The organism is Luteibacter sp. Sphag1AF (assembly GCF_014192715.1).
Classification (GTDB): Bacteria; Pseudomonadota; Gammaproteobacteria; order Xanthomonadales; family Rhodanobacteraceae; genus Luteibacter.
Genome location: NZ_JACHYH010000001.1, coordinates 799,594 through 812,347, shown reverse-complemented (window position 1 = coordinate 812,347; position 12,754 = coordinate 799,594). Strand labels below are relative to the sequence as shown.

14 protein-coding genes are annotated in these 12,754 nt (G+C 66.2%); 4 read left to right on the top strand and 10 right to left on the bottom strand.

From position 1 onward, the window contains the following. Window positions 1-50: 50 nt before the first annotated feature. Genes rmuC through FHW69_RS03675 form a run of 7 tightly spaced genes read right to left on the bottom strand, consistent with a single transcriptional unit; the run spans window position 51 to window position 6,746 of the window. Window positions 51-1,514 (bottom strand): DNA recombination protein RmuC, encoded by a 1,464-nt coding sequence (gene rmuC / locus FHW69_RS03705; RefSeq protein WP_183421654.1) that lies wholly within the window; start codon window positions 1,512-1,514, stop codon window positions 51-53. Between the two features lie 57 nt (window positions 1,515-1,571). Beyond that, the gene (locus FHW69_RS03700) at window positions 1,572-2,507 is read right to left on the bottom strand and encodes a hypothetical protein (protein ID WP_183421653.1); all 936 of its coding nucleotides are present in this window, start codon (window positions 2,505-2,507) and stop codon (window positions 1,572-1,574) included. A 41-nt stretch (window positions 2,508-2,548) separates the two neighbouring features. Continuing rightward, on the bottom strand, window positions 2,549-3,670 hold the full coding sequence (locus FHW69_RS03695; RefSeq protein ID WP_183421652.1) for a DNA topoisomerase IB: 1,122 nt from the start codon (window positions 3,668-3,670) through the stop codon (window positions 2,549-2,551). A gap of 26 nt (window positions 3,671-3,696) precedes the next feature. Then, window positions 3,697-4,869: a class I SAM-dependent rRNA methyltransferase gene (locus tag FHW69_RS03690; protein WP_183421651.1), complete on the bottom strand. Its 1,173-nt coding sequence runs from the start codon at window positions 4,867-4,869 to the stop codon at window positions 3,697-3,699. Between the two features lie 18 nt (window positions 4,870-4,887). After that, window positions 4,888-5,325 (bottom strand): hypothetical protein, encoded by a 438-nt coding sequence (locus FHW69_RS03685; RefSeq protein WP_183421650.1) that lies wholly within the window; start codon window positions 5,323-5,325, stop codon window positions 4,888-4,890. A gap of 24 nt (window positions 5,326-5,349) precedes the next feature. Continuing rightward, window positions 5,350-6,297, bottom strand: coding sequence for a serine/threonine protein kinase (locus tag FHW69_RS03680; protein ID WP_183422261.1), 948 nt, complete (start codon window positions 6,295-6,297; stop codon window positions 5,350-5,352). Next, the gene (locus tag FHW69_RS03675; RefSeq protein ID WP_183421649.1) at window positions 6,294-6,746 is read right to left on the bottom strand and encodes a hotdog fold thioesterase; all 453 of its coding nucleotides are present in this window, start codon (window positions 6,744-6,746) and stop codon (window positions 6,294-6,296) included. The genes FHW69_RS03680 and FHW69_RS03675 overlap by 4 nt, the downstream gene beginning before the upstream one ends. Before the next feature lie 129 nt (window positions 6,747-6,875). Here FHW69_RS03675 and FHW69_RS03670 point away from each other — a divergent pair, with 129 nt between their 5' ends. Then, a complete protein-coding gene (locus tag FHW69_RS03670; RefSeq protein ID WP_343203985.1) occupies window positions 6,876-7,931 on the top strand; it encodes a 2Fe-2S iron-sulfur cluster-binding protein in 1,056 nt (351 codons plus the stop codon). A 38-nt stretch (window positions 7,932-7,969) separates the two neighbouring features. Here the strand turns inward: FHW69_RS03670 and FHW69_RS03665 are convergent, their stop codons facing one another. From FHW69_RS03665 to FHW69_RS03655, 3 genes are read right to left on the bottom strand one after another with little or no spacing between them, the layout of a single operon-like run. Beyond that, window positions 7,970-8,416 (bottom strand): rhodanese-like domain-containing protein, encoded by a 447-nt coding sequence (locus tag FHW69_RS03665; protein ID WP_183421647.1) that lies wholly within the window; start codon window positions 8,414-8,416, stop codon window positions 7,970-7,972. A gap of 55 nt (window positions 8,417-8,471) precedes the next feature. Next, entirely contained in the window at window positions 8,472-8,885 is a 414-nt protein-coding gene (locus tag FHW69_RS03660; protein ID WP_183421646.1) for a hypothetical protein, read from the bottom strand. A 39-nt stretch (window positions 8,886-8,924) separates the two neighbouring features. Beyond that, window positions 8,925-9,389: a YiiD C-terminal domain-containing protein gene (locus tag FHW69_RS03655; protein ID WP_183421645.1), complete on the bottom strand. Its 465-nt coding sequence runs from the start codon at window positions 9,387-9,389 to the stop codon at window positions 8,925-8,927. 85 nt (window positions 9,390-9,474) lie between these two features. Here FHW69_RS03655 and FHW69_RS03650 point away from each other — a divergent pair, with 85 nt between their 5' ends. From FHW69_RS03650 to FHW69_RS03640, 3 genes are read left to right on the top strand one after another with little or no spacing between them, the layout of a single operon-like run. After that, window positions 9,475-10,245 carry a uroporphyrinogen-III synthase gene (locus tag FHW69_RS03650; protein ID WP_183421644.1) on the top strand — a complete coding sequence of 257 codons (771 nt, stop codon included), beginning with the start codon at window positions 9,475-9,477 and terminating at the stop codon, window positions 10,243-10,245. 43 nt (window positions 10,246-10,288) lie between these two features. Continuing rightward, window positions 10,289-11,473 carry a uroporphyrinogen-III C-methyltransferase gene (locus tag FHW69_RS03645; protein ID WP_183421643.1) on the top strand — a complete coding sequence of 395 codons (1,185 nt, stop codon included), beginning with the start codon at window positions 10,289-10,291 and terminating at the stop codon, window positions 11,471-11,473. Then, window positions 11,470-12,723, top strand: coding sequence for a heme biosynthesis HemY N-terminal domain-containing protein (locus FHW69_RS03640; protein WP_183421642.1), 1,254 nt, complete (start codon window positions 11,470-11,472; stop codon window positions 12,721-12,723). Before FHW69_RS03645 ends, FHW69_RS03640 begins: the two co-directional genes overlap by 4 nt. Window positions 12,724-12,754: the final 31 nt, after the last annotated feature.

The window sequence follows — 12,754 nt, the reverse complement described above, 5'->3', positions numbered from 1 at the left end:
TCAGGGAAAATAAACGGGCATTGTACCTGTCGTGGCTGGAATTTTGGCCCTCAGCTGGACTCGTCGCCATCGTCAGGGACTTCCGGGCTGGCCTCATCGTCCAGTCCGGGCAGCAGGGCCAGGGCGGCCTGGCTGTCGTCGGCACTGAGCGATTCCACGCCCTTCAGGCGGCGCTCGATCTGGCGGGTGCGGACGCCCGCGCTGTCGATGCTGTTGCGCACGGTGTCCAGTTGCTTGCGGGTTTTTTCCAGCACCGTGCCGAACTTGCCGAACTCGCTCTTCACCGCAGCCAGCACCTGCCAGACCTCGCTGGAGCGCTTTTCGATGGCCAGCGTCCGGAAGCCCATCTGCAGGCTGTTGAGCAGGGCGGTCAGCGTGGTGGGGCCGGCGATGGTGACCCGGTAGTCGCGCTGAAGCTGATCGGACAGGCCCGGTCGGCGGATCGCCTCGGCGTAGAGGCCTTCGGTCGGCAGGAACAGGATCGCGAAGTCGGTGGTGTGGGGCGGCGAAACATATTTGCCGCGAATGCGTTTGGCTTCCTCGCGCAGGCGCAGCTCCAGTGCCTTGCCGGCCACCAGAGCGCCGTCAACATCGGCGGCGTCCTGGGCATCGAGCAGGCGCTGGTAATCCTCGATGGGATATTTGGCGTCGATCGGCAGCCACACCGGCTCGCCATCGGTGGTGCCGGGCAGGCGGATGGCGTATTCCACGCGCTCGGCGGAGCCCGGGATGGTGGCGACGTTGGCGGCGTATTGTTCGGCCACCAGAATCTGCTCCAGCAGGGCGCCGAGCTGCACTTCGCCGAAGGTGCCGCGCGTTTTCACGTTGGTCAGCACACGCTTGAGGTCACCTACGCCGGCGGCCAGCGTCTGCATTTCGCCGAGGCCGCGCTGCACGGCTTCAAGGCGGTCGGAAACCAGCTTGAACGACTGGCCCAGACGGGTTTCCAGCGTGGACTGGAGTTTTTCGTCCACGGTGGCCCGCATCTGTTCGAGCTTGCTGGCGTTGTCCTGCTGGATGGCGGTGAGGCGCGTTTCGATGGTGGTGCGCATGTCCGTCAGGCGCTTTTCGTTTTCGGCGCCCAGCGCGGTGAAGCGGTTGTCCAGCAGTTCGCCAAAGTGCTTGAGGGTGAGCGCCGATTCCTCGCGGGTTTTGCGGGAGTCGTCCGCCAGCCCCAGGCGCAGCGATTGCAGGCCGTTGTCGGTGCGCTCGGTCAGCTGGTCGAGGCGGCGGCCGAAGCCTTCGATGCGCTCCTGCTGCTGCTGCGACATGGCGGTGAGCTGTTCCTGCATGTGGCCCCGGAACTGGGCGAAGGTCTGGCCCAGTTCGCCGCGGCCCGCACGCTGTTCTTCGCGCAGTGCGGCTTCCAGCCGGCGGTTGTCTTCTCGCATGGCTTCCAGGCGCTCGACCAGTGCGCCGTCGTTGCGGCCCCGGCCGACCAAAATGACCAGCAGGCCGACGCAGGCAAGTGCGATCAGGAGAGTGAGGATGAGCAGCACAGTGGTAAGAGGCATGGGGCGATCCGTGTGACAGGCACACAGTCTACCCGCTGGCTTCTCAGGGCCTGAGAATTACTGGCGCGGTGCGGCGCCCCAATCGTTCGGCCCGAAGCGCAGATGCAGGACCGCATGCGTCGGGTCGTCGGCGGGCGGGTGGTAGTCGAGACTGGTGCAGCCCTGCGCGCGCTGGCGCTTGCCGGCCAGCGCCAGTGCCTTGCTCAGCTGGGTGGCGTAGCTTGCCGAGCCCGGCTGCGTCTTCAGCATCGCGCGGAAACCTTCCGGGCTGACGCCATCGGACATGTCCGAGGGAAGTGACTGGCCGGGCGCCAGTACCTGGAGATCGAACGAGCGGCCACACGTACCCACGCTGACGATGTCCACGCCGTTGACCACGTCGCGAATGAAGCCATCGGCCATGTCCGACAGCGAGTCCACGGCATCGACGGTCGTGGTCAGGCGGATTTTCAGGAAATAGAGCTTGCGGTAGAACAGGTACGTACGCGACGTGAGCATGTCGTTCTGCGCGTCGAACACCAGCGGCAGGAATCGCCCTGCCAGCTTGTCACCGCCGGTCAGCGGCGTGGCATAGTCCTCTTCCTGACCCCACCAGATGTTCCGGTAGATCGACTGGCGTTCGGCGTAGGCGATGGATTCGCGAAAATCTTCCACCGCCTGCTTCAGCATGCGCTTCGTGTCGCCCTGACCGGCTGGGTAGATGAAGACGTCGGCGATGATCCAGTCCGCGCCCGGAATGCGATAGCGCAGTGACACACCTGCGGCCAGATCGCCTTCGTCGGCGTAATTCTTGACGGCGGCAAGTGTGGCGTGAGGGAGGTTGCGTGGGGCGATGATCCAGCTTTCGTCGACCACGCCCTGGTGCGATGACGCATCGGGAAGCGCCAGCGGCACCGGGATCGGCGCCTCCTGTTGAGCGCGTGCAGGCACGGCTGTTGTGCCGGCCACGCCAAGCGCGCCGCACAGTATCAGTCGAGCTATGAATTGCCGCATGCCGCGCCTCTGCGCTGTCGTCGGTTGTCCCTTGGCCGTCACTATATCGGGGTCCGCTTTCGATGTGCGCCTGTTCCGGCACGAAGTCGCTTCTTGAGCCAGGCCAGTGTCAGTCGTTCCAGCTTGCGCGGGTAACGCGCGCTGTCTTCGGGAACACGTTTGTGCAAATCGCCGTCCAACCATCCGGCAAACACTTCCGGATGGATATACGACCTCCGACATACAGCCGGTGTATTACCCAGGACCTGCGCGACCTCCGCAACGGCCGAAGCCAGCGCCGAACGGATCGCCCGTTCGCCACCGGTCTGGGGAAGCGGTGTGCGCGCCAGTACGGCCACTGCCTGCACGGTACCGCCCCAGGTGCGGAAATCCTTGGCGGTGAATTCGCCCGTGGTGGCCTCGCGCAGGTAATCGTTGACCATGCCTGAGTCCACTGGCTGCCGGTGTCCTTCATCGTCAATGAACTGGAAGACGCGCTGGCCGGGCAGGTCCTGCACTTTGCGCACCGCTTTCACCAGCCGCGCATCGTCCAGCGCCACTTCCCGCCATTGGCCGCTTTTGCCACGGAAGCGGAATTCGATGCGGCCCCGGCGCACTTCCACGTGGCGCGAGCGTAGCGTGGTCAGGCCGAAGGAGTTGTTCTCGCGGGCGTAGGCATCGTTGCCGATACGGATCATCGTTTCTTCAAGCAGGCTCACGATCAGTGCGAGCACTTTGTCCCGTGGCAGGCCCGGCAGCGCCAGGTCGCGTTTCAGTCGTCGGCGCAGGGCGGGGAGTGCCTGACCAAACGCCAGAATGTGCTCGAACTTGCCCCGGTCGCGCTCACTGCGCCAGCGCACGTGATAGCGGTATTGCTTGCGCATGCGGGCATCACGGCCGGTGGCCTGGATATGTCCGCGTGCGCTGGGGCAGATCCAGACGCGGGTATAAGCTGGCGGAATGGCCAGTGCGCGGATGCGGGTCAGCACGTCGTCGTCGGTGATGCGTTTGCCGTCGGCATCCCGATACGAAAATCCCTTCCCCTGTCGACAGCGGGTGATGCCCTGGTCGGTATCGCAAACGTAGATCAGGCCCGCCGCTTTCGCGTGGGCCTGTTCTGCGCTGGCCATGACCTGCGCCTCGGCGGGTGGTTTCTTCGTCATGCCGGCAGTGTGTGCCGGCATGCGATCAAGAGCCGGTGAACGACCCGTCAGTCGACGCGGCAGAACACCGCCTTGAGGTACCGGCCTTCGGGCACGGTGCTCGATACCGGGTGATCGGCGCCGGCGCCGGCGCTTTGCAGGATCTGGATTTCGCGACCGGCATTGAGCGACACGCGGCGGATCATCTCCACGAAGTCGCCCTCGCTGACCAGGCCTGTGCACGAGCAGGTGAGCAGGATGCCGCCGGGAGCCACCACGTCCAGCGCGGTGCGGTTCATGGCGAAATACTTCTTCAGCGCAGCAACGACCTGGTTGCGGTCGCGGGTGAGCTTGGGCGGGTCCAGCACCACGGCATCGTAGGTCTCGCCACGGGCTACGGCAGCACGCAGCCATTCAAAGACGTCGCCCTGTTCAAACGTGGCCTGCACGTTGTTCAGTGCGGCGTTGGCGCGGGCCACTTCGAGGATGGCCGCGTCGGCGTCCACGCCGATGGCTTCGCGCGCGCCAGCCGCCATGGCGTGCACGGCGAATCCGCCGGCGTTGCAGCACAGGTCAAGCACGCGCTTGCCGCGCGCCAGTTCGGCGAAGCGGCGGCGGTTGTCGCGCTGGTCGGCAAAGAAGCCAGTCTTGTGGCCAAGACCCGGTGCCGCGTGGAAACGCAGGCCATGCTCGTGGACTTCCACGGCATCGGGTGCGTCGCCGGAGCGTACGTCGAACGATTCCTGGCGCTGGACGTGCTGCTCAGCGAACCAGTACAGCGAGCTGCCCGGGAAATGGCGCAGCAGTTCGGCGTGGATGGTTTCGCGGAAACGCCACATGCCGGCCGCGAAATATTCCACCACCAGATGATTGGCGTAGCGGTCGACCACCAGGCCGGAAAGGCCATCACCCTCGCTGTGCACCACGCGCCATGCGTCGCTGTGCTCGTCCAGGCGCAGCATCGTGCGGCGCATGTCCACGGCACGCGCGATGCGCGCGGCGATCCAGGCGTCGTCGATGGCTTCGTCGGGCGACGTGGTCAGCACGCGCAGCGCGACGCGCGCGTGGCCATTCCAGAAACCGCGACCGACGAATCCGCCCTTCGATTGCACGATGTCGACAACGCTGCCGGGCGGCAGACGGTCGTCGGGCTTGATGACCTGTGCGGACCAGACCCAGGGATGACCCGGGGCGCGGTCGGTCTTGAGGCGGATGGTGGGGCGGGAATTAGGCGTGTTCATCCGGCAATTGTAGCGGTCTTAGCGGCTGAACCGCAGGATGAACACCGACGCCAGCGCCAGCAGGTTCACGCCGATATGCGATACCGAAGGCCCGTTGAACGCCAGCAGCCAGCCGTGTGTGGCTATGGACCAGTCAAAACCGGCACGCGGTGAGGACTGCAGCGTGAGGAACAGATTGGCGAAAGCGCCGCTGTTGAAGGCATAGCTGATCATGGGAGTGGCGAGCAGGGGCGTCTGCAACAGTTGTGCCCAGAAAGACAGCCGCTCGCCCAGCGCATCGCCGGCAATCAGAAGCACGCCGGCCACCATCACGAAGACGAAGGCAAGAAAGCCCAGCACGGCGATCACGGCATTGATGCCGCCAGCGCCGAGCACGCGATGGATCAGCGCGACCAGGCCAAACAGGCCGCCCGCGATTTGAAAGACACCGATGATGCGAAATAGCAGCGAACGCATGAACACTCCAGTACAGGTAAGGCGTCAGCCGAGGTCGTCGGCCATGTCGTGAAGATCGGCGATGTGTTGCTCCCACCAGCGCGCTTCAGCGGCGAAGGGAAACGCGGCGGGGAAGGCCGGATCATGCCAGCGTTGCGCGATCCAGCCCGCGTAATGCACCTGGCGCATCGCGCGCAGGGCGGGAATCAGGGCCAGTTCGGTGCGGTCGAAATCGCGGAATTGCTCGTAGCCGTCCAGCAGTGCATCCATGGCGGCGTCGTCGCCGGCAAGCATCCACAGGTCCTGCACGGCCGGGCCGGTGCGGGCGTCGTCCAGATCGACGAAATGGGGGCCGTTGTCGGTCCACAGCACGTTGCCCGGATGGCAATCGCCATGCAGCCGCAGGCGGGACACCGGGCCCACGGCATGGATTCGGGCGTCAATCGCATCGCCTGCGCGCTCGCTGGCACGCCGGTAGGCATCATGCAGATGCGGCGGCAGCAACGACGATGACAGGGCGGCCTGCACGGGGGCCGTGACCATGCTGGCGCGATCCAGCGTGCCGCGCGCCTCGAAGCGGGCGCGCGCGCCGATGCCATGCATGCGGGCCAGCAGGCGGCCGAGCCATTGCAGTTGCTCGGGTGACTCCAGCGATGGCGCGCGCCCCCCGCGACGCGGATACAGCGCGTAACGGAAGCCTTCGTGACGCAGCAGCGTGTGCCCGTCGAAAGCCATGGGCGCCACCATCGGGAGTTCCGCGCCGGCCAGTTCCAGCGCGAAGGCATGTTCCTCGCTGATGGCTTCATCGGTCCAGCGATCAGGCCGGTAGAACTTGGCGACGAGGAAGCCGCCATCTTCCAGGCCAATCTGGAAGACACGGTTCTCGTAGCTGTTCAAGGTGAGCAGGCGGCCGTCTGTCCAGGGGCCGGCGGCTTCCACCGCAGCCAGCACGACATCGGGCGACAGCGCCGCATAGGGCGCCCGCGCCGTCACGCGCGCAGGCTCGCCGGGATACCGCCGCGTGCCGCGATCACCGCCATGGTCAGGCGCGACAGGCAAACCAGCGCGCCTTCCTCGTTTTCAATGCGGATTTCCCACACCTGGGTCGTACGGCCCAGATGCACGGCACGGGCCGTGCCGGTGACCACGCCTGCGGTGACGCCGCGAATGTGGTTCGCGTTGATGTCCAGGCCCACGGCCAGTTCTTTCTCGATGTCCAGCGTCAGTAGCGCGGCCGTGCTGCCCAGGGTTTCGGCAAGTACCACCGAGGCGCCGCCATGCAGCAGGCCAAACGGCTGGCGCGTGCGCGGGTCCACGGGCATGGTGCCGCGCAGCCAGTCGTCGCCCACGTCGGTGAAGCGGATATCCAGCGTCTGCATCATGGTGTTGGCGCTCCACGCATTGATGCGTGCGAGCTCGGTCGATTGCTTCCAGATGGACATGCGCCGTGTGACTCCGGGGAAATGATCGGCCAAGTCTACGTGCGTGGCCGCCCGGCGTCAGGGCCTCCCTTGAGTCCGGGCCAGTTCGCCATCATTGTTCCTGGCCCCACCTCCCGCCACAATGCGTACGTGCCCACTGTTACCCTGAAATCGTCCGGCCGCCAGTTTGACGCCGCCGTGGACGAAACTGTGCTCGAAGCCGCTCAGCGCGCGGGTGTCGCACTGCCTTACTCCTGCCGTGGCGGCGTGTGTGGCAGTTGCAAGGCCACGCTGGTGGAAGGCGAGTGCGCCTATCCGCGCAATCCTCCCGTGGCGCTCAGTGCCGCCGCCCAGCGCCATCACGCCGTGCTGCTGTGTCAGGCGGTGCCTTGCGGCGACCTGGTGATCGAGGCCCGCGAGATCGCCTCCGTGGAGGACATTCCGCACCGTCGCGTAGAGGTGGCTGTTTCCGAGCGCCGCATGCTGGCACCGGATGTGGTGGGCGTGTGGCTTGTCCCCGTGGACGGAACGCGTGTGAACTGGCTGCCCGGGCAGTATCTGGACGTGATTCTGGAAGACGGCAAACACCGGCCTTTTTCGATTGCCGGCTGCCCCCGTGCGGATGGCGCCATCGAGCTTCACGTGCGCCACGTGGCCGGAGGCGGTTTCACGTCCTGGGTCTATGAATCCCTGAAAGTGGGCGACCGGCTCACTATTGAGGCCCCCCTGGGCACTTTCGTGCCGCGCGAGGATTCCGAGCGCCCCATCCTGATGATGGCCGGCGGCACCGGCTTTGCGCCGGTCAAGGCGCTGGTCGAGCACTTTCTGGCGCTGGGCACGCGCCGTCCCATCGACATTTACTGGGGCGCCCGCACGGCTGCCGACATTTATCTGCGCGACATGGCCACGCAATGGGCAACGGACATGCCGACGCTGCGCTTCATTCCGGTGATTTCAGATGCTCAGGAGGCCGCTGCAAGCGGCATGCGCGAGGGCCTGGTGCATGAGGCCCTGCTGGAAGACCACCCGGACCTCACGGACTTCGACGTCTACATGAGCGGGCCGCCCGCGATGATTTCGGCGGGCAAGGGGCTGTTCCTCGATGCGAACCTGCCGGAGGAGAGGCTGTACTTCGATTCGTTTGACTACGCGCCAGACGTGCTGTCGGCGATTCTTCAGGGCCGGGCGGGCATCCACGGGCTTTGACCCGTTGATGCCGCCGCGCCGCCAGCGATGCGGCGGCCTTACTTCTTGCCCTTGGCCACCGGCAGCTGAGCCGATTGCCAGGCGTACACGCCGCCGTCCAGCACGAACACCTTCTGGAAACCGGCCTTGATGAGGCGGTTGGCGGCCTTGCCGACGCTGCGGCCATCCTTGTCGACCAGCACGACAGGCAGTTCCTTCGCCTTGACCAGATCCTTGTTGTTTTCCGGATCAAACTGGCTGGGTGCCACGTGACGCGAGCCCGGGATGTGGGCCTTTTCAAAGTCGGCGTAGCTGGACATGTCGATGACCAGCGCGTTTTCGCGGTTGATCATCTGCGTGAGGCCAGCGGGCGTCACGGCCTTCCACTTGCGGAACAGGCGGCTGATTTCGTTCGCGATCAGCGCCGCAAGAATCACCACAAACAATGCCGCGAGCAGCATGTGGTTGGTGAGGAAGGTGGGCAGCTTGTGCAGTACGTCGTTCATTGCATCAGTCCGTGGACGCGCGCGCCCTGAAGGGTAAACGCGCGATTATAGCGGGTTACTGGGGGGTGACGTTGGGCAGGCCGGACACCAGCCACCACTGATTCTTTGCCGCGTCATAGCGCCAGACCTGGCGGTCGATGATCATGCGCTCGGCCTGGGTGTTCACGTTGGTCACGCCGATCTGGACGACCTGGGTCACTTCGTTCTCGCCGCTGGGCGTGGGGCCGTTGCCGTCGTCATACGCGGTGACCCGCAACTGCTGGTAACGGGACAGCTCCAGCGAGGTCAGCGGGTGTTCCTCGCGGTACTTGGGGTCCAGGAACATGGACGCCGTCTCGAAGTCGCCCCAGCGCACCGTGGAACCGTAGCGGTTCAGGGTGTTGGTCATGCCGTCGTTTTTCTTGCTGGTGGCGCAGCCGCCCAGAACCAGAAGCGCGGCGGCAAGAAGCAGTAAAAGGGAACGGGGCATGACGTGTCCTTTGCGATAGGTCGCGCGAATTCTGCCCGATTACGCTGCCCGCCGCTTGGCAACGAACACGGCATCGAGGCTGGCCAGCGGCTTGGCCTGGCCCGGCACGAAGCAGCGGAAGTGCGACCGGGCCCGGCCTCGCGCCGCCAGCGTGGCGAAAAAGGTCTTCCAGCTGGAATGCGGCGCCAGGCAGGCCTCCGCGCGAATGTCGTCCCAGACGGGCGCCAGATAGCGGACGGTCGACTCGCCGACGAACACGTCGCAGTCCTCGCCGCGCTCGCGGCAGGCCAGTTCGACCAGGGCCCAGCAGGCCAGGGTCATCACGCTGGCAAGGCTGCCGCCAAAGGCGCAGCCCTTGTCGTTGATATTCGGGCCAAGCGGCGCCGCCATGACCAGCCGGTCGCCATCGTAGGAGGCAATCGACAGATTCATGGAGCGGGCGAGGGGGATGCCGTTGAGAATGAAAGTCTCGAGAGCAGTGATAGCGTCGGTACGGTCGTTCATAGACCGCCGAGTCTGACCGACGCGCGGCGGCCACGGCAAGCCGGGGTAGACTGATTGGCGTATCAGCATATGCGAAGGAAGCGCCGTGAAGCCCGGTCGCCCGCTCCACAACGTGACCATTGTCGTCACCCGTCCCGCTGGAACAGCCTCGCCGCTGGTGCGTCGGGTGCGCTCGCTGGGCGGCGTGGCGATCACCGTGCCGGGGCTGTCGCTGCGCGCCGTGGATGACGCGGTCGCGACCGGTGAGCTTCTGGCTGCCGCTCTGACCGGCGACATCGTCCTGTTCACCAGTCCTGCCGCCGTGCGCTTTGCGGCCGCTGTGCACCCGCTGGCGACCTCGGCCCGGGTGCTCGCCGTGGGCTACGGCACGGCGCGCGCGCTGGAGCAGGCCGGCGTCTCCGGGGTCATCTGCCCCACGCAGTCGCAGGACAGCGAAGGCGTGCTGGCGCTGGAAGCCCTGCGGGAGATCGCCGGCAAGCGTGTGGCGCTGGTCGGTGCGCCGGGTGGACGGGGTCTCATCCGTGCGGAACTGAAGGCCCGGGGCGCGCAATTGAACGAAGTGCACGTCTACCACCGGGGCGCCCCGCGTTTGGACGGGCGCCACGTGAATCCCCTGCTCAAGCTTTCCCGGCGCGCGGCGGTCATGCTGTCCAGCGCCGATGCCCTCGATCATCTGCAACGGGCGCTGCCCGCGCCGGCATGGCGGCGGCTGGTGGCGTCGGTGGCCGTGGTCAGCAGCGAGCGCCTTGCGGAGGCTGCCCGCGCTGCGGGCTTCACCCGCATTGCCGTGGCCCGGTCGGTCCAGCCCGCCGATCTGGTGGCAGCGGCCGCCGCACTCGATTTCACCCGTATTTGACGTGCGTGAACCTCTCTCACATTTGCCCTGATAGCATGCCCCGATGACGACCGACTCCCCACAGACCGACTCCGTTCCGGCTACGCCGGCCCACGATGCCGCGCCGCGTGCAGCCGCCCCGGAACCCCGCCGCCCCGCACCTGCTGCGCGCCACGGCGGTGGCACGCTGGCCGTTGCCGTGCTGTTCGCGCTGGTTGCCCTGGGCGCAGCGGGATATGCCGGCTATCGCGTGTGGCAGCTTGAACAACGCGACGGTGAAAATGCACGCACTGTGGATACCCTGAAGGCTCAGGTTGCGACGCTCTCTGCCAGTGTGTCCACGATGGGCGACGAGCGTAATGTGCTGCGTCAACGCATGGGTGATTCGGACGCCGTGAACCGCTCGCTGCGCGAAGAAGTGCTGGGTGTGTCCGAGCGCACGCGCAATCTGGAAGATGCCGTGGCCAACCTGTCCGAGCAGAGTCTCTCCGGACATGACGCCATGCTGCTGGACGAAGCGGAGTCACTGCTGCGCATGGCCAAAGAGCGCTTTGCGCTGTTCGGCGATGCATCCGGCGCGCTGTCGGCCTATGAACTTGCAGACAAGACGCTGGCTGCCGTGAACGATGCGGCCTTCTCCGGCGTGCGCCAGAGCCTGGGTGCGGAGCGCGCCGCGCTCGCCGCCGTGCAGCCCATCGCGCGTGGTCATGATCTGGATACGCTGGCGGCGCTTCGTGCGCAGTTGCCGTCGCTTCCCCTGAAACCACTGGACAGCCCGCAGAATGATGCAGCCGCCACCGGGTTCTGGCAGCGCGCGAAGCAGGCGTTGAGCTCCGTGGTCAGCGTGCGTCGCGACGATTCCACGCCGCTGGCTGCCGCCGACGGGCGCATTGCGCGTGAACTGGCCATGCTGGACATTGCCCACGCCGAGGCCGCGATTCTTGCGTACGACGACGTGGCACGCGACGCATCGCTGAAGCGTGTAGCGGCCACGCTGGCCAGCCAGTTCGACACTTCGATGCCGGCCGTGCGCGAGGCGCAGGCAAGCATCACCGCACTGGTGAGAAGTTCGGCGAAAGGTGCGGCTCCGAAGCTTGGCAGCGCGCTGGATGAACTGCGCAACCTGCGTTCCGTGCATGCGCTGAAACCTGTGAAGGGTGGCACGGCTGCGCCGGCGTCGTCGGCATCGGCCCCGGCCCCGGCACATGCGGCCAGCATCGCCGCTGACGCGGCCAGGGGCACGCCATGAAGCTCTGGCGCTGGCTCCTTGCTCTTCTTCTGATTGCAGCGCTTGCCGCGTTTGGCTGGCATTGGGTGGCCGAAGATCCCGGTTATGTGCTGATCCGCATGCGCGGGTACATCGTCGAAACCTCGGTGATTGCCGGCGTCGCCATCCTGCTGGTGACCTGGGCGGTCATAAGTGCGGTGATCCGGCTTGTGCGCTGGCCGTTCGGTGCCATGAACCGCCGTCATCGCCGGCTCAGCCGCCGCCGTCTGGCGGACGGCCTGGTGCTGTTGATCGAGGGGCGTCATGGCGAAGCCGAGCGTGATCTGAATCGCGCGGCGCGCTATCCCTCCGTGCGTGGTCCGGCATTGCTCGCTGCCGCCGAAGCGGCGGAGCGTCATGGGGAAACCACCCGCGCGCTGGAAACGCTGGATCAGGCCGCGCAGGAAACGCCGCGCGCTGCGCGCATCCTTCGTGCGCGCTTGCTCCGTCGCTCCGGACGCGGTGCGGAAGCGCTGGCGTTGCTTTCGCCCGAAGCCGATAGTGGCGCACTGACGCCAGCGGGCTGGGTGGAATTCATTGAAGCCTCGCTGTGGGCGGGTGATGCGCGTGGCGCGAGCCGGGCGCTTGATCCGTTGCAGAAGAGTGGCGAACTGGGTCCGCGTGCGTTTGCCGACATCGAAGCCCGCGTCATTGCGGCACAGATCGAACAGACGCCGGATGGGGCTTCGCTGGCTGCGCTTTGGGCACAGCTGCCGAAAGGGCAGCGCCGTCTGCCGTTGGCCATTGATGCGTATGCGCGCCGGGCCGCCTCGTTTGGCCAGAGCATGGCGGCGATGGACGAGCTGGAATCCGCGTTGCGTCGCGAGTGGTCGCCGCTGCTCATCACCACGTACGGTTCGCTGGGCAGTGAAGATATCGAAGGTCGTTTGCGCCGCGCCGAAAGCTGGGTGGATGCGCACCCCAACGATGCAGCACTGCTGACGGCGCTGGGGCGCATGTGTGTTCGTGTGCGACTGTGGGGCAAGGCGCGCCCCTGGCTGGAACGTGCCATCGCCATCGAGCCGACGCCTGCGGCGTGGGAAGCATTGGGTGATGTGTATGTGGGCGAGGGCAATGCGGAGATGGCGCAGCGCTGCTATCGCAACGCACTGGCGCTCACCCGCGGTGACTTGACCGAGGTGTTGCCTGAGCATCGCAATGTCCGCATCGACACCCGGGTGACTGCGGTGGAAGAGCGCGACGAACATGGCGTGCCACGGCTATCGCCCTGAGGTCGTTCGTTGCCTCGCTGCGCAGGAATCG

Coding starts and splice junctions, on each gene's coding strand:
- rmuC (WP_183421654.1), bottom strand. CDS start 1,514: ATGCCTCTTACCACTGTGCTGCTCATCCTCACTCTCCTGATCGCACTT.
- FHW69_RS03700 (WP_183421653.1), bottom strand. CDS start 2,507: ATGCGGCAATTCATAGCTCGACTGATACTGTGCGGCGCGCTTGGCGTG.
- FHW69_RS03695 (WP_183421652.1), bottom strand. CDS start 3,670: ATGCCGGCACACACTGCCGGCATGACGAAGAAACCACCCGCCGAGGCG.
- FHW69_RS03690 (WP_183421651.1), bottom strand. CDS start 4,869: ATGAACACGCCTAATTCCCGCCCCACCATCCGCCTCAAGACCGACCGC.
- FHW69_RS03685 (WP_183421650.1), bottom strand. CDS start 5,325: ATGCGTTCGCTGCTATTTCGCATCATCGGTGTCTTTCAAATCGCGGGC.
- FHW69_RS03675 (WP_183421649.1), bottom strand. CDS start 6,746: ATGTCCATCTGGAAGCAATCGACCGAGCTCGCACGCATCAATGCGTGG.
- FHW69_RS03665 (WP_183421647.1), bottom strand. CDS start 8,416: ATGAACGACGTACTGCACAAGCTGCCCACCTTCCTCACCAACCACATG.
- FHW69_RS03660 (WP_183421646.1), bottom strand. CDS start 8,885: ATGCCCCGTTCCCTTTTACTGCTTCTTGCCGCCGCGCTTCTGGTTCTG.
- FHW69_RS03655 (WP_183421645.1), bottom strand. CDS start 9,389: ATGAACGACCGTACCGACGCTATCACTGCTCTCGAGACTTTCATTCTC.
- FHW69_RS03645 (WP_183421643.1), top strand. CDS start 10,289: ATGACGACCGACTCCCCACAGACCGACTCCGTTCCGGCTACGCCGGCC.
- FHW69_RS03640 (WP_183421642.1), top strand. CDS start 11,470: ATGAAGCTCTGGCGCTGGCTCCTTGCTCTTCTTCTGATTGCAGCGCTT.